The organism is Streptomyces sp. NPDC052043, assembly GCF_044548235.1.
Taxonomy (GTDB): Bacteria; Actinomycetota; Actinomycetes; order Streptomycetales; family Streptomycetaceae; genus Streptomyces.
On the sequence record NZ_JBIUBT010000007.1, the window covers coordinates 342,570 to 365,298 of the forward strand.

At 71.2% G+C, this 22,729-nt stretch carries 21 protein-coding genes; 14 read left to right on the forward strand and 7 right to left on the reverse strand.

Annotation, left to right across the window (positions count from 1 at the left end):
- The first annotated feature begins 63 nt into the window (after positions 1-63).
- Entirely contained in the window at positions 64-609 is a 546-nt protein-coding gene (locus ACIHCX_RS20135; protein WP_400031205.1) for an AAA family ATPase, read from the forward strand.
- 72 nt (positions 610-681) lie between these two features.
- Here the strand turns inward: ACIHCX_RS20135 and ACIHCX_RS20140 are convergent, their stop codons facing one another.
- Positions 682-2,094 (reverse strand): glycoside hydrolase family 16 protein, encoded by a 1,413-nt coding sequence (locus ACIHCX_RS20140; RefSeq protein ID WP_400031207.1) that lies wholly within the window; start codon positions 2,092-2,094, stop codon positions 682-684.
- A gap of 256 nt (positions 2,095-2,350) precedes the next feature.
- On the opposite strand from ACIHCX_RS20140, the gene ACIHCX_RS20145 reads away from it, so the two are divergent.
- Complete coding sequence (locus ACIHCX_RS20145; protein ID WP_400031209.1) at positions 2,351-3,688, forward strand: 6-phospho-beta-glucosidase; 1,338 nt, start codon at positions 2,351-2,353, stop codon at positions 3,686-3,688.
- Positions 3,689-3,856: 168 nt separating this feature from the next.
- Here ACIHCX_RS20145 and ACIHCX_RS20150 read toward each other — a convergent pair whose 3' ends face one another.
- Together ACIHCX_RS20150 and ACIHCX_RS20155 are read right to left on the reverse strand one after the other, a co-directional pair.
- Complete coding sequence (locus tag ACIHCX_RS20150) at positions 3,857-5,560, reverse strand: carbohydrate binding domain-containing protein (RefSeq protein WP_400031211.1); 1,704 nt, start codon at positions 5,558-5,560, stop codon at positions 3,857-3,859.
- Positions 5,561-5,777: 217 nt separating this feature from the next.
- Positions 5,778-6,878: an ATP-grasp domain-containing protein gene (locus ACIHCX_RS20155; protein ID WP_400031372.1), complete on the reverse strand. Its 1,101-nt coding sequence runs from the start codon at positions 6,876-6,878 to the stop codon at positions 5,778-5,780.
- Between the two features lie 272 nt (positions 6,879-7,150).
- On the opposite strand from ACIHCX_RS20155, the gene ACIHCX_RS20160 reads away from it, so the two are divergent.
- Positions 7,151-8,011, forward strand: a complete 861-nt coding sequence (locus ACIHCX_RS20160; protein ID WP_400031213.1) for a metallophosphoesterase family protein — start codon at positions 7,151-7,153, stop codon at positions 8,009-8,011.
- On the forward strand, positions 8,008-8,688 hold the full coding sequence (locus ACIHCX_RS20165) for a 4'-phosphopantetheinyl transferase (RefSeq protein WP_400031215.1): 681 nt from the start codon (positions 8,008-8,010) through the stop codon (positions 8,686-8,688). The genes ACIHCX_RS20160 and ACIHCX_RS20165 overlap by 4 nt, the downstream gene beginning before the upstream one ends.
- Positions 8,689-8,692: 4 nt before the next feature.
- Here the strand turns inward: ACIHCX_RS20165 and ACIHCX_RS20170 are convergent, their stop codons facing one another.
- Both ACIHCX_RS20170 and ACIHCX_RS20175 read right to left on the reverse strand, forming a co-directional pair.
- A complete protein-coding gene (locus ACIHCX_RS20170) occupies positions 8,693-8,920 on the reverse strand; it encodes a hypothetical protein (protein ID WP_400031217.1) in 228 nt (75 codons plus the stop codon).
- A 384-nt stretch (positions 8,921-9,304) separates the two neighbouring features.
- Complete coding sequence (locus ACIHCX_RS20175) at positions 9,305-9,961, reverse strand: helix-turn-helix domain-containing protein (RefSeq protein ID WP_400031219.1); 657 nt, start codon at positions 9,959-9,961, stop codon at positions 9,305-9,307.
- 226 nt (positions 9,962-10,187) lie between these two features.
- Here ACIHCX_RS20175 and ACIHCX_RS20180 point away from each other — a divergent pair, with 226 nt between their 5' ends.
- Entirely contained in the window at positions 10,188-10,859 is a 672-nt protein-coding gene (locus ACIHCX_RS20180; RefSeq protein ID WP_400031221.1) for a hypothetical protein, read from the forward strand.
- 79 nt (positions 10,860-10,938) lie between these two features.
- Here the strand turns inward: ACIHCX_RS20180 and ACIHCX_RS20185 are convergent, their stop codons facing one another.
- Both ACIHCX_RS20185 and ACIHCX_RS20190 read right to left on the reverse strand, forming a co-directional pair.
- Positions 10,939-11,718: a cache domain-containing protein gene (locus ACIHCX_RS20185; protein WP_400031223.1), complete on the reverse strand. Its 780-nt coding sequence runs from the start codon at positions 11,716-11,718 to the stop codon at positions 10,939-10,941.
- A 36-nt stretch (positions 11,719-11,754) separates the two neighbouring features.
- Positions 11,755-12,492 carry a FadR/GntR family transcriptional regulator gene (locus ACIHCX_RS20190; protein WP_400031374.1) on the reverse strand — a complete coding sequence of 246 codons (738 nt, stop codon included), beginning with the start codon at positions 12,490-12,492 and terminating at the stop codon, positions 11,755-11,757.
- Positions 12,493-12,647: 155 nt separating this feature from the next.
- Between ACIHCX_RS20190 and ACIHCX_RS20195 the strand changes: the two genes are divergently transcribed.
- The 9 genes from ACIHCX_RS20195 to ACIHCX_RS20235 all read left to right on the forward strand — a co-directional run bounded on the left by ACIHCX_RS20195 (position 12,648) and on the right by ACIHCX_RS20235 (position 22,693).
- Complete coding sequence (locus tag ACIHCX_RS20195) at positions 12,648-13,685, forward strand: ABC transporter ATP-binding protein (RefSeq protein WP_400031225.1); 1,038 nt, start codon at positions 12,648-12,650, stop codon at positions 13,683-13,685.
- 34 nt (positions 13,686-13,719) lie between these two features.
- The gene (locus ACIHCX_RS20200; RefSeq protein WP_400031227.1) at positions 13,720-14,919 is read left to right on the forward strand and encodes an ABC transporter substrate-binding protein; all 1,200 of its coding nucleotides are present in this window, start codon (positions 13,720-13,722) and stop codon (positions 14,917-14,919) included.
- 3 nt (positions 14,920-14,922) lie between these two features.
- The gene (locus tag ACIHCX_RS20205; protein ID WP_400031229.1) at positions 14,923-15,825 is read left to right on the forward strand and encodes an ABC transporter permease; all 903 of its coding nucleotides are present in this window, start codon (positions 14,923-14,925) and stop codon (positions 15,823-15,825) included.
- Positions 15,826-15,863: 38 nt separating this feature from the next.
- Positions 15,864-16,679 carry an ABC transporter permease gene (locus ACIHCX_RS20210; RefSeq protein ID WP_400031231.1) on the forward strand — a complete coding sequence of 272 codons (816 nt, stop codon included), beginning with the start codon at positions 15,864-15,866 and terminating at the stop codon, positions 16,677-16,679.
- A 73-nt stretch (positions 16,680-16,752) separates the two neighbouring features.
- Positions 16,753-17,751, forward strand: a complete 999-nt coding sequence (locus tag ACIHCX_RS20215) for a LacI family DNA-binding transcriptional regulator (RefSeq protein WP_400031233.1) — start codon at positions 16,753-16,755, stop codon at positions 17,749-17,751.
- 119 nt (positions 17,752-17,870) lie between these two features.
- On the forward strand, positions 17,871-19,223 hold the full coding sequence (locus ACIHCX_RS20220) for an ABC transporter substrate-binding protein (protein WP_400031235.1): 1,353 nt from the start codon (positions 17,871-17,873) through the stop codon (positions 19,221-19,223).
- Positions 19,224-19,228: 5 nt separating this feature from the next.
- Positions 19,229-20,182: a carbohydrate ABC transporter permease gene (locus ACIHCX_RS20225; protein ID WP_400031238.1), complete on the forward strand. Its 954-nt coding sequence runs from the start codon at positions 19,229-19,231 to the stop codon at positions 20,180-20,182.
- Positions 20,179-21,054: a carbohydrate ABC transporter permease gene (locus ACIHCX_RS20230; protein ID WP_400031240.1), complete on the forward strand. Its 876-nt coding sequence runs from the start codon at positions 20,179-20,181 to the stop codon at positions 21,052-21,054. The genes ACIHCX_RS20225 and ACIHCX_RS20230 overlap by 4 nt, the downstream gene beginning before the upstream one ends.
- A gap of 31 nt (positions 21,055-21,085) precedes the next feature.
- Positions 21,086-22,693, forward strand: coding sequence for a glycoside hydrolase family 13 protein (locus ACIHCX_RS20235; protein WP_400031242.1), 1,608 nt, complete (start codon positions 21,086-21,088; stop codon positions 22,691-22,693).
- Positions 22,694-22,729 lie beyond the last annotated feature (36 nt).

Sequence of the window (22,729 nt, forward strand, 5' to 3'; positions counted from 1 at the left end):
ATCCGCGGATCCGCCCGATTAGCCTGTGGGCCTGGTGACGGTGATCCAAGACGGGAGACGTGCGTGATCATCTGGGTGAACGGCGCCTTCGGGAGTGGGAAGACCACCCTGGTCGACGAGTTGCACCGGCGCTGGCCTGCTGCTTTGGTCTATGACCCGGAGCAGATCGGTTACGTGTTGCGGGGCATCGTCGAGGTGCCGACCGGGAACTTTCAGGACCTGCGCCTGTGGCGCCGGCAGGTGGCCGGCATGGCCGTGGGCCTGCTGGAGGAGTACGCACGTCCGATCCTGGTTCCGATGACGCTGGCCAACCCGCGGTACGTCGCCGAGATCTTCGGCGCGTTGGAAGAAGCGGGAGCGACCGTCCACCACTTCTTCCTCAAGGTTCCGTCCGAGGTCCTGGCGCGACGGATCGACGCCCGGAGTGTCACGCCGCACGATCCTGAACGTGACGAGGCCGTCCGGCAGTGGTGCAAGGCCCAGATCGAGCAGTGCGTGGCCGCGGCGGACGCCTTGCCGGCGGACACGATCTTCCTGGACGGCGAGCGCCCCTGTCAGGAACTGGCCGACGAGGTCCTGACGCGCGTCGGGGTGGGAGTGGCCCCGTAGGCAGCGGACACGACACGGCGCCGGGGCCCCACGCACACGCGTGGAGCCCCGGCGCCATGCCGTGTGTGCCGGTCAGTGGCCGAAGTCGAACCAGTTGACGTTCACGAAGTCCGCCGGCTGGCCGCTGCTGAAGGTGAGGTACACGTCGTGGGTGCCGGTCACCGGGCCGATGTTCGCCGGGACCGTCGTCCATGACTGCCAGCCTCCCGTGCTGGACAGCGCGAAGCTGCCGACGGGGGCGTTGTCGCGGCTGTCCAGGCGCACCTCGACCAGCCCGCCGACCCCCTCCGCGGCACCGCCGGCGACCCGCGCGTAGAACTGCGTGGCCGGGGTGGAGCCGAAGTCGACGCCCCGGTAGAGGGCCCAGTCGCCGTTCGCGAGGGAGCCGATGTTCTGGCCGCCGCCGATGTCGGTGGTCGCCTCGGTGACGACGCCGCTCTGGCTGTCGTAGGACTCGGCCTCGATGGGGCTGTAGGCGTCCCGGTTGCCGGACGCGGGCGGTGTGGTACCGCTCCCACCGTCGGAGGACTGGAGCACCTGCACGTAGTCCACGGTCATCGGGTGGCCGGGCTCGGTGCCGGCGTCCGGGCCGCCGCCGAACGCGTCGGGGAAGCCGCCGCCCATCGCCACGTTCAGGATGACGAAGTACCCGTGGTTGGTGGCGTTGGCCCAGGTCGTCGCGTCCACCTGGTCGGCCTTCACCGTGTGGAAGTTGACGTCGTCGACGGAGAAGCGGATCTCCTCGGGGCTGGTCGACTTGTCCCACTCCATCGCGTAGGTGTGGAAGCCGGCCTGGCAGGTGGTGCCCGCGCACGACGTCGAACCGCCGATGCCCGTCGTCTCGTTGCACGGCCCGTCCGGGTTGGAGCCGCAGTGCATGGTCGCCCAGTTGGTGTTGAGGCCCTGGACGTTCTCCATGATGTCCAGCTCGCCCACCCCGGGCCAGTTCCAGTAGTCGCCGCGGAAGGGCGCGCCCAGCGTCCAGAAGGCGGGCCAGTACCCCTTGGCCGCGGCGCCGGTGACGTCGGGCATCCGGACGCGGGCCTGCACACGCAGCTTGCCGCCGGCCGGGGGCTGGAAGTCGGTGCGCCTGGTCTCGATGCGGCCCGAGGTCCAGTTGCCGGCGGCGTCCCGGAGCGGGGTGATGAGCAGGTTGCCGTTGCCGTCCAGGGCGACGTTGCTGGTGCTGGACGTCATCGTCTCGATTTCGCCGGTACCCCAGTTGGCGGCGCCACCCGGGTAGGAAGTACCGGTGTCGTACTGCCAGTTGGAGGTGTCGACACCGCTACCGGCCGGACCGTCGAAGTCGTCGAGGAAGACCTGCGTCCAGCCCGACGGGGGTGTGGGGGCGGAGGCGCTCGCGGGCAGGGTCCCGGCGGTGGCGACGGCCGCCGCCAGACCGAGCGTGCCGAGGACGGCGACGAGTGCGCGCCGCACGGAACGTCTGCGGCGCGCACCGGCGGGCGCGACGGGGGGTTCACTCATGGGGGGTGCCTCTCGGGTACGGAGTGGGGGTGCTCGGATGCCGTGCTCGAACACGTACGGGGAGGTCTTGAGAGCGCTCTCATCGATGGTTGCGCGGCCAATGTGCCCAAGGGCTCCGCCACCGTCAAGAGTTAAAGCAAAGAAAGTCCTTGGCCGGAACGGGAGTTCAAGGCTTCACAGCGACAGAAGGGATGTCCGACGTGTCCCCGGCCCCCGCCTCGCCGCCCCCCGGGGCCGATGGACGTAGGGTGCTGGCGTGAGGCTGACGATTCTGGGCGGTGGCGGATTCCGCGTGCCGCTGGTGTACGCGGCGCTGCTCGCCGACCGTGCCGAGGGCCGGGTCACCGAGGTCGTCCTGCACGACCTGGACGCCGGACGGCTGTCCGCGGTCACCAGAGTGCTGGCCGAACAGGCCGCCGGGGCGCCGGACGCGCCGGTGGTGCGGGCCACCACGGACCTGGACGAGGCGCTGCGCGGCGCGGACTTCGTGTTCTCCGCGATCCGCGTCGGCGGCCTGGAGGGACGCGCGGACGACGAACGGGTGGCGCTCGCCGAGGGCGTGCTCGGGCAGGAGACGGTGGGGGCGGGCGGCATCGCCTACGGACTGCGCACGGTACCCGTCGCCGTCGAGATCGCCCGGCGGGTGGCCCGGCTGGCACCCGACGCCTGGGTCATCAACTTCACCAACCCGGCAGGACTGGTCACCGAGGCCATGTCCCGCCATCTCGGCGACCGGGTGATCGGCATCTGCGACTCGCCGGTCGGCCTCGGCCGGCGCGTCGCCCGCGTGCTCGGCGCGGACCCGGGGCGGGCGTGGATCGACTACGTCGGCCTCAACCACCTCGGCTGGGTACGCGGACTGCGCGTGGCCGGCCGCGACGAACTCCCGCGCCTGCTCGCCGACCCGGAACTGCTCGGCTCCTTCGAGGAGGGCAGGCTCTTCGGCGCCGACTGGATCCGGTCGCTGGGCGCGATCCCCAACGAGTACCTGCACTACTACTACTTCAACCGTGAGGCCGTGCAGGCCTACCGGTCGGCCGGGAAGACCCGAGGCGCCTTCCTGCGCGACCAGCAGGCCGGGTTCTACGAGGAGTTGCGGGACCCGAAGGCCGCCGCCCTGCCCGCCTGGAACCGCACCCGCGCGGAGCGCGAGGCCACCTACATGGCGGAGAACCGCGAGGCGGCGGGGGCGGGGGAGCGGGAGGCCGACGACCTCTCCGGCGGCTACGAGAAGGTCGCCCTCGCCCTGATGCGGGCCGTCGCCCGCGACGAGCGCACGACGCTGATCCTCAACGTCCGCAACCGGGGCACCCTTTCGGTGCTGGACGCCGACGCCGTCGTCGAGGTGCCCTGCCTGGTCGACGCGAACGGCGCTCACCCGGTCTCGGTCGACCCGCTGCCCGGGCACGCGACCGGGCTGGTCTGCGCGGTCAAGGCGGTCGAGCGCGAGGTGCTGGCCGCGGCCGGGTCGGGCCGGCGTGCGACGGCCGTGAAGGCCTTCGCGCTGCACCCGTTGGTCGACTCGGTGAACGTCGCCCGCCGCCTCGTCGACGGCTACCTCGCCGTCCACCCCGGCCTGGCGTACCTCAGGTAGCCGGCCGGGCCGGTCGGTCGCTCCCCCGTAACGCGACCGACCGCCCCGGTCCCCCGTCTCCCCCGCGGTCCCCACCCTTGAGAGTCGCTGGTCCGGGCCCTGATACACCCCGGGCGGAAAATTTCCGGAAGAAGTTCCGGACGAGTTCCCGCACGGGGTGTCAGGTGATCAGCCGGTGAAGCCCGCCGTGATGGAGGTGAACTGCCAGTCGCTCTGGCTGATGCCGGAGCAGTTCTCCGCCACGCCGCCGCCCGGACACGGCCGGTCGCGGTTGACCGACCAGAAGGCGAGCCGGGCGATGTGGTGGCCGTTGGCCCAGTCACGTACTTGGGTCCAGACAGCCGGAGTTGTGTTCTCCTGCTGGTCGGACAGGCCGTTCATGCCGGAGATGCCGATGTGGGAGTAGGCGGTGGCATCGTCCCAGCCGAAGGTCGACTTCAGCTTGGCCTTCAGGCCCTCGGCCGCGTTCACGGTGTTGCCGTACATGTCCGCACCGCCGCCGAAGTCGAACGGCATGACGGTGAAGACGTCGATGTCCGCGTTCAGCGACTTGGCCTGCTCGATGAGGCGGTTGCCGTAGTAGGTCGGGCCGGTCGTCGAGGTGCCGAAGGTCACGATCGTCCTCAGACCGGGGTTGTTGGCCTTGACCGTCTTCAGTGCGGTGAGGATCTTCGCCTGCACGGCCTCGTTCTCGAACTCGTCCGAGTTCTCGACGTCCATGTCGACCGCCTTCAGGCCGTAGGCGTCGATCACCTTCTGGATCGCCCCGGCGAGCGCGCTCGCGGAGGAGCAGTTGGCCCCGAGCTTGCTGCCGCTCCAGCCGCCGAACGAGGGGACGACGTCACCGCCCGCCGAGCGGATCTGGTTGATGGTGGTCTGGTCGACACCGCCGGTCAGTGGCCGCTGGCCGTCCCAGGACGGGGTGCAGTCGCCCGAGTCGAGCACGAACGCCATCGTGAACCACTTGATGCCGGTCGCGCTCATCACCGAGGTCGCGCTCGGCGGGTTGCCCCAGCCCTCGTACAGGTACGGAGCCGCCTGCTTGAAGCCGCCGCCACCGCTGCCGCTGCCGGCGTCCGTGGTGACGGTGACGGCGTTGGAGGCGCCCGAGACGTTCCCGGCGGCGTCGCGCGCCTTGACCGTGAAGGTGTAGGAGGTGCTCGGCGACAGGCCGCTCACCGTGGCGCTCGTACCGGAGACGCTCAGCACCCGGCCGGCGCCGCTGTAGACGTCGTACGCCGTCACGCCGACGTTGTCCGTCGCGGCGTTCCACCGCAGCGACACGCTGGAGGACGTCTTGCCGGTGGAGGTCAGGCCCGTCGGCGCGGTCGGCGCCTGGGTGTCGCCACCACCGCCACCGCCACCGGGGCCGTCCAGACTGATGTCGTCGGCGTAGTAGGTCCCCTGCGCGTACCAGCCGTGGACGTACACGCTCGCGCTGGTCTGGGTGGCGCCGGTGGTGAAGGAGACCGCCAACCGGCTGTACGCCGACGGGGACGAGGTCCAGGTCGAGGCGCCGCCGTCGACGCCGAGGTAGACGTAGGAGCCGCGCACCCAGCCGCTCAGCTGGTACGTCGTGTTCGGCTGGACCGGTACGGTCTGGCTGCACTGGGCGTTGTCGTTCGACGTCACCGCGCCGGCGAGGGCCTTGGAGCCGCCGTGCACGGGGGAGGAGACCACCGAACCGAGGTTGCCGGTGCAGGTCCAGGGGGAGAGGCCGCCCGACTCGAAGTCGGGGTTGGCCAGGACGTTGGCCGCGTGGGCCGTGCCGGGGAGGGCGATGGCTCCGGCGAGTGCAAGGGCCGCGGAGCCGAGCAGGGCGAGGAGCCGACGTCCGGGACGTCTCCGTGTGGATCTCAGTGTGTCGCGCACGCTATCTCCCTGAAAGTTGGGGGCGTTCGGGAGGCACAGAGGCACAGAGGTGCAGAGAGGTGCAGAGAAGCGCAGGGCGGACTGTGCGGGAGGTGCGCCCACCAAGTTGGTATGGACCAATCCAGGTGTCAAGACATGACGCTGTGATTGGTCCATACCCATTCGGTGCGGGTCGGTCGCTAGTGTCGCGACGGGGCAAACGTTGCCTGTCGCGGCACTAGGCCGGGGCCCCGGTGCGGAAAGCGGCCTGTGCGGGCACCTCGGTCCGCTGCCCGGTCCGCGCCCCGGCCGTCGCCTCCGGCCGCAGCGGACGCGGCCCCGACACCACCGTGTAGTCCTGCCCGAGGAACGGCGGCGTCACTTCCCCCGGATCCTCGCCCAGCGCCAACCGGACGGCAATCCAGGGGGCGTTGACCCCGCACTGGGCGAGCTGGTGCAGGCCGCCCGCCGGGCGCGGGTTCACGTCCAGCAGCACCGGGCGGTCGCCGTACATGCGGAACTGGATGTTGGACAGATAGTGCAGCCCGAAGCCCTCCGCGATCCGCCGGGCGGGCTCCAGCCACTGCTCGTGCAGCGTGAAACCGCGGCGGCGGCCGTTCTTGGTGCGGCCCACGGCCAGCCGGATCCGGTTGTCCGGCCCGGTCAGGCAGTCGACCGACACCTCGGGCTGCTCCAGCCGGGGCATCACCAGCCAGTCCACCGGACCGTCCGCCTGCTCCAGGGCGCGCAGGACCAGGTCCAGCGGGACGTGCGGGCCGGGGAAGCCGTTCAGCTGCCTCAGCGAGAAGGGCGCGCGAGTGATGACCCGGAAGCCGACGCCGCCCGCACCCGCCGCGGGCTTGAAGCACGCCAAGTGCCCTGACTCCTCCAACTCCGCTACCGCGGTGAGGAGTTCAACGGGCGTGCGGACCCGCCACCACGGCGGCACCGGCACGCCGATCGACCGGGCCGCCTCGTACGCCGTCCCCTTGTCCGCGAAGACGGCCACCGCCTCCGGCGTCGGCGCGAGCAGCGCGGTGCCCACGGCCGCGAAGGCGGCGCGGTGCGCCACGATCGCGGCCTGGTTCAGCCGCGGCACGAACACGTCGATGCCCCGCCGCGCGCACTGGTCCAGTGCGTACTCGACGTAGGCGGCCGGGGACAGGCCCTCCGGTTCGAGCTCGGCGGTGTCGGCGGCGGCCAGCACGGGCGAGTCGGCGTCGCCGTGCGTGGCATGGATCTCGACGGCCCGGTCAGCGGGATTTCTCCGCAGCTGATCCATGAAGAAGACGTTCTCCGCGTACGTGCGGTTGAGCCAGACGCGTACGCGGGAGACCATGCGGGCCGCCTTTCGGAGGGGCGCGGGCAGGGCGAAGCGGGCCGAGCCCGGCCAGAGGGGGAGGAGGGACACCAATCCGCCCTGAAAGAAAGGGAGTTCGGGCGGCGGTGTTGCGGCGATCATACGACTTCCGCAGACCGGGTCGTGCCACACGGAGCCACCGCCCGGCCCGCCGCGGGCCCGTGTCCGCGGCCACTGCCGGATGCGCTTGTCCCCGGGCCGCAGGATGTGTTCTTGTGGTGCCCATCGAGCGCGCGACAAGGGGGCGAGAGGTGACGGGTGAGGCCGGTGGGACCGGGCGGCTGCTCGCCATCAGCGACCTGCACATCGGGTACAGCGAGAACCGCGCCCTGGTCGAGCGGATGGCCCCGGAGCAGGCCGGCGACTGGCTGCTGGTGGCCGGCGACGTCGCGGAGACCGTCGCCGACATCCGCTGGGCCCTGAAGACGCTGTCGGGCCGGTTCCGCAAGGTGGTCTGGGTCCCCGGCAACCACGAACTGTGGACCCATCCGCGCGACACCCTCACCCTGCGCGGCGTCGCCCGCTACGAACACCTGGTCGAGCTGTGCCGCGAACTGGGCGTGACGACTCCCGAGGACCCCTATCCGGTCTGGGACGGTCCGGGCGGCCCGGTGGCCGTGGCCCCGCTGTTCCTGCTGTACGACTACTCCTTCCTGCCGGCCGGCTGCGCGACCAAGGACGAGGGACTGGCCTACGCGCACGGCACCGGCGTGGTCTGCTCGGACGAGTTCCTGCTGCACCCGGACCCGTATCCCAGCCGCGAGGCCTGGTGCGCGGCCCGGGTGGCCGAGACCGAGCGCAGGCTCGCCGAGATCCCCGGCGACCTGCCGACCGTGCTCGTCAACCACTACCCGCTCCACCGGCACCCGACGGACGTCCTGTGGTACCCGGAGTTCGCCATGTGGTGCGGCACCCGGCGCACCGCCGACTGGCACCGCAGGTTCCGCGCCGCCGCCATGGTCTACGGCCATCTCCACATTCCGCGGACCACCCGGCACGAGGGCGTCCGCTTCGAGGAGGTGTCGGTCGGGTACCCCCGAGAGTGGCGAAAGCGCCCGGAACCACCGGGCAGGCTGCGCCCCATCCTTCCCCTGGAGGTCGGAACCCGGTGATCGAGGAACTGCTCCCGGACTCGGTGGTGGCCGTGGAGGCGTACGGCGACGACGGGACCGACCTCGCCCCGCTCCACCCCGAGGAGCAGGCGCTGGTGACGCGGGCGGTCGCCAAGCGGCGGCGCGAGTTCGCCGGTGTGCGCGCCTGCGCCCGCGTGGCCATGGAGAAGCTCGGCGTGCCGCCGCAGCCGGTGCTGCCCGGCGAGCGGGGCGCCCCGATCTGGCCGGACGGGCTGACGGGCAGCATGACCCACTGCGACGGCTACCGTGCCGCCGCCCTGGTCCGCACCACCGACCTGGCCTGTCTCGGCATAGACGCCGAACCCCACGCCCCGCTCCCCGACGGCGTGCAGTCCACCATCGCGCTGCCCGCCGAGGAGCGGCGCCTGGCGCGGCTGACCGCGCTGCACCCCGGCGTGCACTGGGACCGGCTGCTCTTCAGCGCGAAGGAGTCCGTCTACAAGGCCTGGTTCCCGCTCACCGGCAAGTGGCTGGACTTCGAGGAGGCGGACGTCGAGGTGAGCACCGCCGCGGGCCCGGCGCCGCACGGCGTCTTCCGCGCCCGGCTCCTCGTACCGGGCCCCCTGGTCGGCGGGCGGCGCCTCGGCCACTTCGACGGACGCTGGACGGTGGGCCGGGGCCTGGTGGTCACCGCGGTGACGGTCCCTCGCGCCTGAGGGGTCACGGCCCGGGGCACCAGCTGTGCAGAAGCCGGAAGAACACCTCCTCGTTGCCCGTCAGGCCCGCCCGGGCCAGCGCCTGTTCTGCCTCCGCGAGCACGGAGGGCGGGACCACCGGTGGGCGGGCGTCGCCCGGAGGGCCGTCGAAGGCGGCGCGTACCGTGTTCAGGAGCCTGAGATAGGCCTGGACGGCGGTGCGCTCGTGGTCGGTCAGCAGGGCGGTGGGCATGGATGGCTCTCCCCGGTTTCGGCGTCACACGGTCACGCGCCCGGTCGCCCGGACGGCGCAACGGCGCCTCCGCACGGCGGTGGCGCACCCTCCAGCTTGCCGCCCACCACTGACAATGCCCGCGCGCTCCGCGCCGGTTCGGCCACTCAGCTCAGCCGAACCAGACCCGCGGACATCGCGGCGCTGCCGCGCGCATGGCCGGTTGTCGCCGGAGGCTTGCGTGCCTGTGGCCGGTTGTCGCCGGGGGCTTGCGTGCCTGCGGGCGGTCGCCGCCGGGCACTTGCCGGCCCGCAACGGACCGTAACTCGTGGCCGGGGGTCACCAACTCGTGGTCGGGGGCGGTGCGTTCCCGGACGGGGCCAGGTCCTGGGCCGGCCCCCGGCGTCACCGCTCGGGCCGTTTGACGCTCTCCAGGAGCATGTCCAGCCACTCGGCGACCTTGTCGCGGTGCTGGTCGGTGGGCAGCTGTGCGGCCCGCCAGGCGATCCCGCGCACGCCGTGGTCCTGGAGCAGCCGCTCCAGCGGGTCGTCGGCGGCCGCGCCCGCCTCCCGCTCGCGGTCGGCGAGCCGCTGGAGGAGTTCCTGCTCGGTGTGCTGAAGGGCTCCCGCCAGGGCCTCGGGGTCCTCGGCGGTGAGGAATCCGGCGTGTACCCGGAAGAAGCGCTGGATGGCGTCGCAGTGCTCCATGGTGGGGCGCCGGTCGCCGTTGATCAGGGCCCCCGCCTGCTGCCGCGACATGCCCGCGCCGTCGGCGATCTCCTGCTGGGTGTAGCGGCGCCCGTTGGGCTTGAGCCGGGTACGGCGCAGCAGGTCGAGCCGTTGCAGGAAACGGGCCTGCACGTCCGGCTCGCCCGCGCACCGGCCGCCGAGCAGGGTGCTGACCAGCGCCTCCGGCACGCCGGAAGCCGCGGACAGGCGGCCGACGTCGAAGACCTCCGCCTGGGGCACGCCGAGCCGGTCGGCCAGCGCGGTGACGCGTGCGACGACGGCCGGCAGCGCGGCAGAGGCCGTGGCGCCCGGATCCTCGATGCCATCCGTCACCGACAGATCTCCTACGTCTCTCACAGGCTTCTCACAAAGGCGGGGTGCCGTGAACTTCCCGGAGGGTAACCGGTCGTTCGAACTCGCATCCAGGTCTCGCCACAACTGTGGCCAATTCCAGCCGTCAACAGGCAGGGAATGCCACGATAGTTGACACGCCTCATGGAGGGGAAGGAGGATCAAGGCGCCGCGTGAAGGCCGCAGAGGCAAGAGGGGTGACCTCCCGATGGCACATCAGGCAGGAGAACAGCGGCCGGCGCCGCGGTCCGTCCCTGTTCGTTCCGAGGCGCAGGCCTACCTCCGGGACTACACCACGTTCCTGGAGGCCGTCCCCTTCCCGTCCCTCGTCGTGGACCAGGCCTGGGACGTGGTCCTCACCAACAGCGCATTCACGTCACTCTTCCGTGGTGTCGGCCCGCACCCGACGGCCATGCCGGACGACAACTTCCTCCGGTTCGTCCTGTTCCACCCGGACGCGGGCACGGTCCTCGGCGAGCACGAGTCGCGCTGGTGCCTGCCGATGCTGGCGCACTTCGCCGCCACGGTGGAGCGCAGTGGCCACGACCACGGGCTCCAGGCGATCCTCCAGGACATCGCCGAGGATCCCATCATGGAGGCCGCCTACCGGCAGGGTCTGCCGCACTGGATCCGCGCGGTCGGTGAGACCGCGGTGGTGTCGGACGGCGCGGTGCGTCCCCTGCTGCACCCCGACCCGCGCTGGGGCGCCACCGAGTGCCGCATCATCGAGGAGACCCCGGCGACCCTCCAGGACCTCGGCTACACCCGTCTCACCCTGGTGCTCCGCGAGGCCCGTCGTCCCGCGCCCCTTCGGCGCGGGTCCGGGCGGGCCCGCCGCCCGGCCGGCCACCTGAGCGTGGTCTCGGCCCCGGAGGGCTGACCCGGCACCGTCGGCGTTCAGGTCGCCGACGGCGCCGGGCCGCCCCCTCCACGGGGCGTGCGACGTGCTCCCCTCCCGGTCACGCGGGCGTGACCAGGACCAGTGGTACGCCCCGGCACGGCACCAGCCGTCGTCCGGCGTGGGTCCTGGGCCGGCCCGGTTCCAGGACCGCCGAGAAGTCCGGGCCCCTGGTCAGGGAGCCGGCCAGGTGGGACGGGTCGGCGGAGGCCGCCACGCGGCCCCGGGCGTTCACCAGGTGGGCGGGGCCGGGCAGCTCGCGCAACAGGGGGAGTACGGCCGCCTCGAAGTGCCGTAGATACACGTCGGCCGCCGCCACCCCCGCGAACCGGCCCGCCACCTGGACCGGCGCGGACAGGGTCAGGCTGTACTCGTCGGAGCACAGGTAGTCCACGTAGGGCCCGGCCACGGCCCGCAGCCCGGTGTCGCGGGGCAGGGCGAACCAGTCCCAGTGGGTGTAGTCCGAGTACGCGGACTGCCCCGGATCCAGGTCGAGCAGCAGCGGCCGCACGTCCCCCCGCGCGGTGCACTGCCACCACTCCAGCCAGGCCGGCACGTCGGCCAGCAGTCCCGGCGCGGCGACGAAACCGGCCCCCGACACGAGCTCCTCGCGGCCCAGCCGCACATGCAGTCCCGGCCGCAGCGCGGCGAGGTCGGCGCTCACCGGTGCGCGGCCGTCGGCGACCACCCGCGCCAGCAGGTCAGCCGTCTCGGCGCGGATCTCGGCGACCGCGTCGAAGACCGCCTCCAGGGTGCGGCCCACCCGCGCGGCGACGCGCTCCTCGGCGCACGGCTCGCGGGTCGCGGTCGCCGCCCCGGCAGCTGCGCGGGTCGTGCTCATGGCGTCCTCCAGCGGACAGGGTCGGACGCCGCGCCGTCAGAGGCCCAGCCGTACGGCGACGAGTCGCGCCGCCGATTCCTGAACGCACCGCTCGGCCAGCGTACGGGCCGGATCACGGGCCCCATCCTGCACGGCGCAGACCACGGCGCGATGGCGATCTGCGACTTCTTCACGATATTCGTCGTCGCCGAGCACCAGGCACAGCAGCGCGCCGACCTCCGTCTGGAGCGCGATCTGCTCCCGGGTCAGCCGGGCGGACTGTGCGGCCGCCGCCAGCTCCACATGGAACCGGCCGTAGACCCGGCTGCGGGCCGCCGCGTCTTCGGCGCCCGCCAACTCCTCGACGGTGCGCAGCAGTCCGCCCAGATCGCCGGGTTCGGTGCGCTCGGCCGCCAGTGCGGCCGCCGCGCCCGACAGGGCGGCCCAGTGGTCGCTGAGGTCGCGCAGCTCCTGCGTGCTCCAGCCGTGCAGCCGGGTCCTCAGCCGCTCCTCGCCCGGAAGTTCGGGCACGGAGACGAAGCTGCCGCCGCCGCGTCCCCGCCGGGTGGTGACCAGGCCCTGCTGCCGCAGCGCCATCAGCGCTTCCCGCAGGGTCACCGTGGACACACCGAGCTGCCCGGCCAGGTCGCTCTCGCCGGGCAGCTGCTCCCCCTCGGCGAGCAGCCCGAGTTCGATGGCGTCGCCGATCCTGCGCACCACCGCGTCCACCCGCGCCCGGCTCTCCACCGGCGCGAAGACGACCCTGCGGGTACCGGCCCCGTCCCCGTCGACGATCCCGCGCCGGTTCCTGGCCCCGTTCTCGACGTGTCCCTGCTTCACGGCCACCACCTTGCCAGTTGACCCAAGTTTTACCCAGAGGCGGTCTTGAGGTTTGAACTATGACTTCATAGGTTTCCGATCAACGTTCGTGAGCGTCAGAAAGGTTCCGCATGAAGGGAGTTGCCGTCCGCCTGGAGGGCCTGCGCAGGACGTTCGGGGACACGGCCGCCGTGGCCGGGGTCGACCTGGAGATCCGGGACGGGGAGTTCTTCTCGATGCTCGGCCCCTCCGGCTCGGGCAAGACCACGGTCCTGCGTCTGATCGCCGGCTTCGAGGCGCCCGACGCGGGCCGCGTGGAACTCGCCGGGCAGGAGGTCACCGGCCTCGCCCCCTTCGAACGGGACGTCCACACCGTCTTCCAGGACTACGCCCTCTTCCCGCACATGACCGTCGAGCAGAACGTCGCCTACGCCCTGAAGATCCGCAGGGTGCCCCGGGCCGAACGGCTCGTCCGCGCCCGCAAGGCCCTCGCCGAGGTGCGCCTCGACGGCTACGGCGGACGGCGCCCGGCCGAACTCTCCGGCGGCCAGCGCCAGCGCGTCGCCCTCGCCCGCGCCCTGGTCGGCCGCCCCCGCGTGCTGCTCCTCGACGAACCGCTCGGCGCCCTCGACCTGAAGCTGCGCGAGCAGATGCAGATCGAGCTCAAGGCGCTCCAGCGCGAGGTCGGCATCACCTTCGTGTTCGTCACCCACGACCAGGAGGAGGCCCTGACGATGAGCGACCGCATCGCCGTCTTCCACCAGGGCCGCATCGAACAGGTCGGCACCCCCGCCGAGATCTACGAACGCCCGGCGACCCCGTTCGTCGCGTCCTTCGTCGGCACCTCCAACCTGGTCCAGGGCGAGTCGGCCCGGCGGATCCTCGGCGTCCCCGGAACGCACAGCATCCGGCCGGAGAAGATCCGCGTCCTGAAGGAGTCCGCCGTGGCCGACGAGCCCGGGCAGGCGACCGTCACGGGCACGGTCGCCGAGGTCGTCTACCTGGGCGACTCCACCCGCTTCCACGTCGACCTCGACACCGGCGGCCGCCTCACCGCACTCCAGCAGAACCTGGAGACCTCCGCCGAGGACGTCGCCGCCTACCGCGGCAGCCGCGTACGGCTGACGTGGCAGCGCAGCCACGCCGTCCCGGTCCCCGACGCCCGTTGAGCACCACCGTCCCCCCTCACCCATGGAGTACGACGTGCGCCTGACCCGAACCCTCCAGACGGCGGCCGCCCTCACGCTGCTGCTCGCCGCCACCGCGTGCGGCTCCTCCGACTCCGGGAGCGGCACCGACGCGACCGGCCTCAACCCGCCCGACCTCAAGGCGCGCTCCTCACTCGGCAAGACCGAGGGCCGGGTCAACGTGATCGCCTGGGCCGGCTACGTCGAGGACGGCTCCAACGACCCGAAGGCCGACTGGGTCAGCGACTTCGAGAAGCAGACCGGCTGCCAGGTCCACTCCAAGGTCGCGGCCAGCTCCGACGAGATGGTCAAGCTGATGAAGACGGGGGAGTACGACACCGTCTCCGCCTCCGGCGACGCCTCCCTGCGCCTGATCGCCTCCGGCGACGCCGCCCCGGTCAACACCGACCTCGTGCCGAACTACCGGGACGTCTTCGACGACCTGAAGATGCAGGCCTGGAACTCCGTCAAGGGCAAGGCGTACGGCATCCCGCACGGCCGCGGCGCCAACCTGCTGATGTACAACACCGAGAAGGTGCGGCCCGCGCCCACCTCCTGGGCGGCCGTCTTCGACGACGCGGCGACGTACAAGGGCCACGTCACCGCCTACGACTCGCCCATCTACATCGCCGACGCCGCTCTGTACCTCAAGGCCACCAGGCCCGAGTTGAAGATCAAGGACCCGTACGCGCTCGACCAGAAGCAGTTCGACGCCGCCGTCGCCCTGCTGAAGAAGCAGAACGCCGACATCGGCGAGTACTGGGGCGACTACCTCAAGGAGATCTCCGCCTTCAAGAGCGGGGACTCCCTGGTCGGCACCACCTGGCAGGTCATCGTGAACCTCGCCTCCTCCGAGGGCGCCAAGGTCAAGGCGTTCGTGCCGAAGGAGGGCGCGACCGGCTGGTCCGACACCTGGATGATCTCCGCGAAGGCCCAGCACCCCAACTGCGCCTACAAGTGGCTGGACTGGATCGTCTCCCCGAAGGTCAACGCCCAGGTGGCCGAGTACTTCGGCGAGGCCCCCGCCAACGCCAAGGCCTGCGAGCAGACCAGCGAGAAGGACTTCTGCGCCACCTACCACGCGGCCGACACCGCCTACTGGAAGCGGGTCGCCTTCTGGAACACGCCGATCCCGCAGTGCCTGGACGGCCGTACGGACGTCACCTGCGTGCCGTACGCCAAGTGGGTGCAGGCCTGGACCGAGATCAAGGGCTGAACCATGACCGCCACCGCTCAGGCCGCCGGACGACGAGGCTCCGGGGCCACCGTCCGGCGGCTGGCCGGGATGCTGCACCGCCGCCCCCGGCTGCGCCTGACCCTGCTGCTGTCCGCCCCGCTGCTGTGGCTGGCCGTGCTCTACCTCGGCTCGCTGAGCGTGCTGTTCCTCTCCGCCTTCTGGACGACGAACTCCTTCACGTCCGAGGTCGTCAAGGTCTGGTCGCTGGACAACTTCCGGACCCTGCTGACGACTTCCGTCTTCCACCAGGTGATCCTGCGCAGTGTCGGCGTGGCCCTGGCGGTCACCGCCCTGTGCGCGGTGATCGCCTTCCCGCTCGCCTTCTGCACCGCGCGCGTCGCCCGGCCACGGTGGCGCCCCCTGCTCGTGGTCGCCATCCTCACCCCGCTGTGGGCGAGTTACCTGGTCAAGGTGTACGCCTGGCGGCTGATCCTTTCGCAGGGCGGGCTCGCGGACTGGATGCTGAAGCCGTTCGGGCTGAGCGGGCCCGGTTTCGGCCTGCCGGCCGCCCTCCTCACCCTGACCTACCTCTGGCTGCCGTACATGATCCTGCCGATCCACACCGCGCTGGAGCAGCTTCCGGCCAACCTGCTCGACGCGTCCGCCGACCTCGGGGCACGCCCCTGGCGCACCTTCCGGTCGGTGGTGCTGCCGATGGTGCTGCCGGCGGTCGCCGCCGGGTCGGTCTTCACCTTCTCGCTCAGCCTCGGCGACTACATCACCGTGCAGATCGTCGGCGGCAAGACCCAGCTGATCGGCAACCTCGTCTACTCCAACATCGAACTCAACCTGCCCATGGCCGCCGCGCTCGGCACGGTGCCCGTCGTCGTCATCGTGCTCTATCTGCTGGCGATGCGCCGCACGGGCGCCCTCAGCAGCCTCTGACCGTCCTCGGCAGCCTTCCCAGGGGGGTGTACCACGTCATGCAGCTCTCCCGTGGCGCGCGCGTCGCGCTGCGCGTCGCCGCCGCCTTCGGCTTCGCGGTGATCTACGTCCCGCTCCTGCTGGTCCTCGTCAACTCCCTCAACCCGGACCGCAGCGCCAGTTGGCCACCGCCCGGCCTGACCCTGCACTGGTGGTCGGTGGCCTGGGACAACTCGGGGGCGCGCGGCGCCGTCTGGGTCTCGGTGAAGGCGGGCCTGGGCGCCACCGCGATCGCCCTGGCCCTCGGCACGCTCATCGCCTTCGCGGTGGCCCGGCACCGCTTCTTCGGCCGCGACACCCTCTCCTTCGTGGTCGTCCTGCCGATCGCGCTGCCCGGCATCGTCACCGGCATCGCCCTGAACTCCGCCTTCTCCACGGTGCTCAGGCCGCTCGGTGTCGGCCTCGGCCTGTTCACCGTGGTCGTCGGGCACGCCACCTTCTGCATCGTCGTCGTCTTCAACAACGTCGTCGCCCGGCTGCGCCGCACCTCCGGTTCCTACGAGGAGGCGGCGATGGACCTCGGCGCGAACACCTTCCGCGCCTTCGTCGACGTCACCTTCCCGCTGGTCCGCTCAGCGCTGTTCGCCGGCGGCCTGCTCGCCTTCGCCCTGTCGTTCGACGAGGTCGTGGTCACCACGTTCACCGCGGGACCCGGCGTGGAGACCCTGCCCATCTGGATCTTCAACAACATGACCAGGCCCCAGCAGGCCCCCGTGGTGAACGTCGTGGCGGCCGTACTGGTCCTGCTCTCCGTCATCCCGATCTACCTCGCCCAGCGCCTGTCGTCGGACACGGCGACCGCGAGCCGGGTGTAGGCAACAGGCCCCGGCCGAGCACGAGCCGGTTCTTCGCAAGTGACTTGCACTGGCTTGCGCTACTCTTGCGTGCATGACGCGACGACTTGCGGAAGTGGCGAAGAAGGTCGGGGTCAGTGAGGCCACGGTCAGCCGGGTGCTCAACGGGAAGCCCGGAGTGTCCGACGCCACCCGGCAGACGGTGCTCTCCGCGCTGGACGTGCTCGGCTACGAGCGGCCCACACAACTGCGCGGCGAGCGGGCCCGGCTGGTGGGCCTGGTCCTGCCGGAGCTGCAGAACCCGATCTTCCCGGCCTTCGCGGAGGCCATCGGCGGCGCGCTGGCCCAGCTCGGGCTCACCCCGGTGCTGTGCACCCAGACCAAGGGCGGGGTCTCCGAGGCGGACTACGTGGAGCTGCTGCTGCAACAGCAGGTCTCCGGTGTCGTGTTCGCCGGCGGTCTGTACGCCCAGGCGGACGCGCCGCACGACCACTACCGGCGGCTGGCCGACCGCAACATCCCCGTGGTGCTGGTCAACGCGGCCATCGAGGACCTCGGGTTCCCCGCGGTGTCCTGCGACGACGCGGTCGCCGTGGAGCAGGCCTGGCGGCATCTGGCCTCCCTCGGGCACGAGCGGATCGGCCTGGTGCTCGGGCCGGGCGACCACATGCCGTCCGCGCGGAAGCTGGCGGCGGCCCGCGCCCTGGCGGGGGAGCTGCCCGACGAGTTCGTGGGCCGGGCGATCTTCTCCATCGAGGGCGGCCACGCGGCCGGGGCCAAGCTGATCGACCGCGGGGTCACCGGCTTCATCTGCGCCAGCGACCCGCTCGCGCTGGGCGTCGTACGGGCCGCCCGGCGCAAGGGGCTCGACGTGCCCGCCCAGATCTCCGTCGTGGGCTACGACGACTCCGCGCTGATGAACTGCACGGAACCGCCGCTCACCACGGTGCGCCAGCCCATCGAGTCGATGGGCAAGGCGGCGGTCGAGCTGCTCCACGCGCAGATCGGCGGCACCTCCGTACCGGCCGACGAGCTGCTGTTCGAGCCGGAACTGGTGGTCCGCGGCTCCACCGCGCAAGCGCCGCGTGACTGAGATCCAGTAGATCCTCTGTCCTGTCGAATAATTACAGATTCTGCGCGACATCTTGCGGACACCTGTCGCCGGTGCTTGAGTGTGCGGCGCCCACAGCTCCTGTCCAGAGGGGTCCACCGATGTCAAGCACCGGCTTCCGCCGCACCTTTGTGGCGATCGGCGTCTGTTCCTCCCTTGCCCTCGCCGCCTCGGCGTGCGGGTCGTCGAACGACGAGTCGTCCGGCGGCAAGACCCGCATCACCGTCAACTGCGAGCCGCCCAAGAGCGCCAAGGTCGACCGGAAGTTCTTCGAGGAGGACATCGCCTCCTTCGAGAAGCAGAACCCGGACATCGACGTCGTCGCGCACGACGCCTTCCCCTGCCAGGACCCGAAGACGTTCGACGCCAAGCTCGCCGGCGGCCAGATGGAGGACGTCTTCTACACGTACTTCACCGACGCCAAGCACGTCGTGGACATCAACCAGGCCGCGGACCTCACCCCGTACGTCAAGGAGTTGAAGAGCTACGACACCATCCAGCAGCAGCTGCGCGACATCTACACCGTCGACGGGAAGGTCTACGGCATCCCGCGCACCGGCTACTCGATGGGCCTGATCTACAACCGCAAGCTCTTCGAGAAGGCGGGCCTCGACCCCGACAAGCCGCCGGCCACCTGGGAGGAGGTCCGCGCCGACGCCAAGAGGATCGCCGCGCTCGGCGGCGGCACCGTCGGCTACGCCGACTACAGCGCCCAGAACCAGGGCGGCTGGCACTTCACCGCCGAGCTGTACTCGCAGGGCGGCGACGTCGTCGACGCCGACGGCAGGAAGGCCACCGTCGACACCCCCGAGGGCCACGCCGTGCTCCAGAACCTGCACGACCTGCGCTGGACCGACGACTCGATGGGCAGCAAGCAGCTCCTCGTCATCAACGACGTGCAGCAGATGATGGGTTCGGGCAAGCTCGGCATGTACCTCTCCGCCCCCGACAACATCCCGATCCTGGTCAAGGAGAAGGGCGGCAACTACAAGGACCTGGCCCTCGCCCCGATGCCCGGCGGCCACGGCACGCTCATCGGCGGCGACGGCTACATGTTCAACAAGAAGGCCACACCCGACCAGATCCGCGCCGGCCTCAAGTGGCTCGACCACATGTTCCTCACCCCCGGCGCCGGCTTCCTCGGCGACTACGCCCGCGCCAAGAAGAACGACGGCCCGGTCGGCCTGCCCGAGCCACGCCTGTTCACCGGCGCCGCCGACGCCAAGGACCAGGAGATCAAGAAGGCCAACGCCAACGTCCCGGTGAAGAACTACCAGGCCTTCCTCGACGGCAACAAGAACCTCCAGCTGAAGATAGAGCCGCCGAACGCCCAGCAGATCTACTCCGTCCTCGACGGCGTCGTCTCCGCCGTCCTCACCAAGAAGGACGCGAACATCGACCAGCTCCTGGGGGACGCCTCCGGCAAGATCGACAGCATCCTGGCCCGGAGCTGACACCGATGACGAAGACGGCAGCGCGGCGACCCGCCCCGGCGGTCGCCGTACGCCCCCTCCCGGCGCCACCCCCGGCGGGGGGCCGGAGGCGGCGGCGACGGCACGACCAGCTCCACGCCTACGGATTCCTCCTCGGCGGCCTCGTCTGCTTCGCGCTGTTCTCCTGGTACCCGGCGATCCGCGCGGTCGTGATCGCCTTCCAGAAGTACACGCCGGGCTCCGCACCCGAGTGGGTCGGCACCGCCAACTTCACCCGCGTCCTGCACGACCCGGAGTTCACGGCGGCCTGGCGCAACACGCTCACCTTCACGCTGCTGGCCCTGCTCATCGGCTTCGCCGTCCCGTTCGTCCTCGCCCTGGTCCTCAACGAACTCCGCCACGCCAAGGCCTTCTTCCGGGTCGCGGTCTATCTGCCGGTGATGATCCCGCCGGTGGTGAGCGCCCTGCTGTGGAAGTGGTTCTACGACCCCGGCGCCGGCCTCGCCAACGAGGCGCTGCGCTTCCTGCACCTGCCCACCTCGAACTGGACCAACGGCGCCGACACGGCCCTGGTCTCCCTGGTGATCGTGGCGACCTGGGCCAACATGGGCGGCACCGTCCTGATCTACCTCGCCGCGCTCCAGTCCATCCCCGGCGAGCTGTACGAGGCCGCCGAACTGGACGGCGCGAACCTCCTCCAGCGCGTGCGGCACGTGACGATCCCGCAGACCAGGTTCGTCATCCTCATGCTGATGCTCCTCCAGATCATCGCCACCATGCAGGTGTTCACCGAACCGTTCGTCATCACGGGCGGCGGCCCGGAGAACGCCACGGTCACCGTCCTCTACCTGATCTACAAGTACGCCTTCCTCTACAACGACTTCGGCGGGGCCTGCGCGCTCAGCGTGATGCTCCTGGTGCTGCTCGGCGCGTTCTCCGCCGTCTACCTGCGGCTCACCCGCACCGAGGGGGACGCATGAGCACCCGGACCCTCGTCTCTCCCGCCGTCCTGGCCCGCCCCCGCGGCAAGGCCGTCTACTGGACCGTGTTCACCGGTGTCGTCCTGCTCTTCGCGCTCGCCTTCCTCTTCCCGGTCTACTGGATGGCGACCGGCGCGATGAAGTCCCCGGACGAGATCGCGCGGACCCCGCCCACCCTGCTGCCCGAACGCTGGCACCTCGACGGCTTCACCGACGCCTGGGACCTGATGCAGCTCCCGCAGCACCTGTGGAACACGGTGGTGCAGGCCGCCGGCGCCTGGGCGTTCCAGCTGGTGTTCTGCACCGCCGCCGCCTACGCCCTGTCCAGGCTGAGACCCGCCTTCGGCAAGGTGATCCTCGGCGGCATCCTCGCCACCCTCATGGTCCCGGCCCAGGCCCTCGTCGTACCGAAGTACCTGACGGTCGCCGACCTGCCGCTGATCCACACCAGCCTGCTCAACGACCCCCTCGCGATCTGGCTCCCGGCCGTCGCCAACGCCTTCAACCTCTACCTCCTCAAGCGGTTCTTCGACCAGCTCCCGCGGGACGTGCTGGAGGCCGCCGAGATCGACGGCGCCGGACGGCTGCGCATCCTGTGGTCGGTGGTGCTGCCCATGTCCCGGCCGGTCCTCGGGGTGGTCTCGATCTTCGCGCTGGTCTCCGTGTGGCAGGACTTCCTGTGGCCACTGATGGTCTTCTCCGACACCGACAAGCAGCCGATCAGCGTGGCCCTCGTCCAGCTGTCGCAGAACATCCAACTCACCGTGCTGGTCGCCGCGATGGTGATCGCCAGCATTCCGATGGTCGCCCTGTTCCTCGTCTTCCAGCGGCACATCATCGCCGGGATCAGCGCCGGCAGCACCAAGGGCTGACACGGCCCACCTCGACAGAAAGGCACGCACTGTGGGACAGCCCACCCATGCCCGCAAGCAGACCGACTGGTGGCGCTCCGCCGTCATCTACCAGGTCTACGTGCGCAGTTTCGCGGACGGCGACGGGGACGGCACCGGCGACCTCGCCGGAGTCCGCGCGAAGCTCCCGTACCTCGCCGAACTCGGCGTGGACGCCCTCTGGTTCACCCCGTGGTACCTGTCGCCGATGAAGGACGGCGGCTACGACGTCGCCGACTACCGGGCCATCGACCCGGCCTTCGGAACCCTCACCGAGGCGGAGAAACTCATCTCGGAGGCCAGGGAACTGGGCATCCGCACCATCGTCGACGTCGTACCGAACCACGTCTCCGACCAGCACCCGTGGTTCCGCGCCGCGCTCACCGCACCACCGGGCAGCCCGGAGCGCGAGCTGTTCCACTTCCGCCCGGGACGCGGCGGCAACGGTGAACTGCCGCCCAACGACTGGCCGTCCCAGTTCGTCGGCTCCACCGAACCGGTCTGGATGCGGCTGCCCGACGGCGACTGGTACCTGCACCTGTTCACCCCCGAGCAGCCCGACCTCAACTGGGCCCACCCGGTGGTGCGCCAGGAGCACGAGGACATCCTGCGCTTCTGGTTCGAGCGGGGCGTCGCGGGCGTCCGCATCGACTCGGCCGCCCTGCTCGCCAAGGACCCCGCGCTGCCGGACCTCGTCGAGGGCCAGGGCCCCCACCCGTTCGTCGACCGTGACGAACTCCACGACATCTACCGCTCCTGGAGATCCGTGGCCGACGCCTACGACGGCGTCTTCGTCGGCGAGGTGTGGCTGCCCGACCCGGAGCGTTTCGCCCGCTACCTGCGCCCCGACGAACTCCACACGGCCTTCAACTTCTCCTTCCTGTCCTGTCCCTGGGACGCCGGACGGCTGCGGGACTCGATCGACACGACGCTCGCCGAGCACGCCCCCGTGGGGGCACCCGCCACCTGGGTGCTGTGCAACCACGACGTCACCCGCACGGTCACCCGCTACGGCCGCGACGACACCGGATTCGACTTCGCCACCAAGGCCTTCGGCACCCCCACCGACCTGGCCCTCGGCACCCGGCGGGCCCGCGCGGCCGCCCTGCTCTCCCTCGCCCTGCCCGGCGCGGTCTATCTGTACCAGGGCGAGGAACTCGGCCTGCCCGAGGCCGACATCCCCCTCGACCGCGTCGAGGACCCGATGCACTTCCGCTCCGGCGGCAGCGACCCCGGCCGTGACGGCTGCCGGGTCCCGCTGCCGTGGGCGGCCGACGCGCCGTACGCCGGGTTCGGCTCCCGCGAGGAACCATGGCTGCCGCAGCCGGCCGGCTGGCCCGCGTACGCCGTAGACCGGCAGCAGCGCGACCCCTCCTCCATGCTCACCCTCTACCGCGAGGCGATCCGCCTCCGCCCGGCCTTCGGCGACGCCCCCCTGACCTGGCTGCCCGCCCCCGAAGGCGTCCTCGCCTTCACCCGCGCCGCGGGCACCACCTGTGTCGTCAACCTCGCCGCCACCCCCGCCGAGCTCCCCGCCCACACAGAACTCCTGTTGAGCAGCGGCCCGTTGGACCAGTCCGGCCGTCTCCCGCAGGACACGGCGGCCTGGTTGCGCGCCTGAGCGAGCCGCACAGCCAGGCCGCCGCAACGCACCGCG